Annotated in this window: 1 pseudogene; it reads left to right on the top strand. The window is 41.0% G+C overall.

Annotation, left to right across the window (positions count from 1 at the left end):
- Window positions 1-3,258 (top strand): annotated as a pseudogene (locus ABD000_RS14000) (DUF11 domain-containing protein); the annotation flags it as partial.

Below are 3,258 nucleotides of genomic sequence, written 5' to 3'. Positions count from 1 at the left end.
TTGGAATCAAGGCGGCTGTTGCGGTAGATACAGATGGTGATGGTATTTTAGATTGTTTTGATTTGGATAGCGATAATGATGGATGTAGTGATGCTAATGAAGCCTATAATGATCCCAATGCAGATGGAGGAGATGGAGGTGCTTACGGCACAGGCAATCCACCTGCAACCAATGCAGATGGTAGTGTAGTTGCAGCGAGTTATCCTGGAACGAATTCTAACGTAACGGACGCAAGTATTTCCCTAGCGTGTGCAGACATTGATGGAGATGGGATAGGAGATTTAGTTGATTTAGATAACGACAATGACGGTATTCCCGATACAGTAGAACAAAATTGTGGAAATACTACCGGGATTGTATTTGCAGATAATACAAATACTATTAGTTCTCCTCAAACAATAGATGGTGATTTAGCCAACGGGACAACTACATTAACTGGATATACTACCTCAGATGGTACTCCTTTTGACGTTATAATTACTACAGCTCCTGCGACTGCCTCAGCCACGGTTGGAAATGGTATCACTGGGGATAATACGATCGACGGTTATACAGGTGTTGGTCTTACAGGTGAGTCTATTCAAATTCAATTTATAAATACACTTACAGGCCAGCCAATAGGTTTACGGGGATTTGAGTTTAGAGTATCAGATTTTGAAACAACGTCTCCCTATATTGAATCGATTCCCTTGTTTAGGTATACTACAATCCAAGGTGTGGTGGTATCCTATGAAAGTGGCAATTGGTTTGGATGGCAAGGGGTAAATGGAATCCCATTTGGTTCTGCTGGTTCACAACTAACCACAAATGCAAGCGGTGAACTTACGACTACCTATCCCGGTGCAGGAAACGCACAGTCTGATAAGTTTGCAGCTTTGGATGCTTCAGCTGATTTCATTTCTGAAATTTTTATAGTTCAACATAATTCTGCTGGAGGATCGGTTTTTGGATGGTTAAACAATACCTTCAATGTAGCTTGTGACACAGATGGAGATGGTATACTGGACTACCTGGATTTAGACTCAGATAATGACGGGATTTATGATGCAGTCGAGGCTGGTCATGGTGCTTCACAAACTAATGGTGTTGTTGATGGCTCTGTGGGCACTAATGGATTACCAGATGCTGTTGAAACTTCGCCAGACAGTGATGTTATTAATTATACGATCCAAAACTCTGATAGTACAGATAATCCCGATTATTTGGATCTTGATAGCGATAATGATGGATGTAGTGATGCCAATGAAGCGTATAACGATCCTAATGCAGATGGAGGTGATGGAGGTCAATTTGGAACAGGAACACCAGCTGCGACTAATCCAGATGGTTCTGTAATTGCAGCTTCTTATCCTGGTACAAACAATGAAGTTACCACGGCATCAGCGATTAATGTCTGTATACCTGGATCTGATCTTTCAATAACTAAAACGGTGGATCAGCAATTGGTGACAGTTGGATCAACTGTAGTATTTACAATAACAGTTACCAATGATGGTCCTCAGGATATCCCCTCAGCTTCAGCCGAAATTACAGATAATCTACCCTCTGGATTTACTTTCGTAAGTGCTGCGCCTTCCGGCGGAAGCTATAGTGATGCCACTGGGATATGGTCGTTGCCGGCAATAGTAAATGGTGGATCAGCTTCAATAGACATCACTGCCACAGTAAATAATACCGGCGACTACACCAACGTAGCCGAAGTGGCATTAAGCCCTAATCCAGATCCTGACTCTACACCGGCAAATGGAGATCCTTCTGAAGATGATCAGGATAGCATTACCGTTTTCATAGATGGAGATAATGATGGTGATGGCATAGGAGATACTGTTGATGTAGATGATGATAATGACGGAATACTGGATATTGATGAGTACGACTGTTCGCCAGATCCAACTGAAGTTAACACGCCGGGTTATACTATCAATAATGATTTTTCGGCCTCATCACCATTGGCTGATTTAGTAGAATATAATGGAGTTAATATTGATTTTGGATTTCAACTTCAGGGTACAGCGAACTGGAACAGCGGCATCAGAATTTTAAATAATGGCGCCATCAATCCTGATGGAGATTACATTAATGTTCAGGCAAATACAACAAACTTTCAAAATGGAGACATTGCTGTTTATAGCCTAAACTTTAATGAAGAAGTAAATAATTTAAATTTTAAAGTAGGAGGGATTGACAATGGCGATACTGTTCAATTTGAGGCTTTTATAGGAGGTGTTAGTGTTCCGGTATTTCAATCAAACATTACCAACTTAACAATTGATCCGGCAGATTTCTTCTATGTAAATAATAATACAGTATTAAGTATAGACAGCGCTGGAAATGCACCTAATAACAGCATTCAATTTTCAATAGAGGGTCCTGTTGATGAAATCAGAATAACTACAGGAAAGGATTCTAGTGGTGGAATCAACAATGCAAATATAACCTTGCAGTTCTACGAGTTTTCCTATTGTATACCATTGGATTCAGATGGAGATGGTATTCCAGATTCATTTGAATTGGATAGCGATAATGATGGATGTAGTGATGCCAATGAAGCGTATAACGATCCTAATGCAGATGGAGGTGATGGAGGTCAATTTGGAACAGGAACACCAGCTGCGACTAATCCAGATGGTTCTGTAATTGCAGCTTCTTATCCTGGAACCAATGGTGATGTAACCACAGCATCTGTAATTAATGTCTGTAACCCCGGTGCAGATTTATCTATCACTAAATCAGCATCAATTTTCAATGATGTTGACAGTTCTGGAACAATTACTCCGGGCGACGTGATCACATTTGAAATTACCGTTTCGAATGGTGGTCCTCAAGATGCAACAGGTGTCGGAGTTGGTGATGTTGTGCCGAATGGATATTCTACCATTACAGCAATTAGTAATTCAGGAACCTCAAGTGGTAACATTGTAAGTTGGTCTGGTTTATCTGTTACCTCCGGAAACACTATAACGCTAACCTTTAATACCATTGTTCAGGAGACAGGAAGTTATACAAATTGCGCTGAAATCACAGCAAGTGATCAGGATGATCCTGATAGTACACCTGATGCTAATCCAGATGGAGATGCTGCAATAGAAGATGATGAGATTTGTTTTACGCCACCTGTAATAATTATAGAGAGTCTTACAGTGAGCAAGACCCAAACAGGAGGAGCAGATCCTGTGACAGCAGCAGGTGAAGTACTGACCTATCAGATTACGGTAGACAACGATGGTACGACCAGCATCACAGATGTGGTGGTGACGG

The organism is Gangjinia marincola (genome assembly GCF_039523415.1).
Lineage (GTDB): Bacteria > Bacteroidota > Bacteroidia > Flavobacteriales > Flavobacteriaceae > Gangjinia > Gangjinia marincola.
The sequence above is the reverse complement of the archived record's forward strand: the minus strand, read 5'-3'. Positions and strand labels throughout refer to the sequence as shown.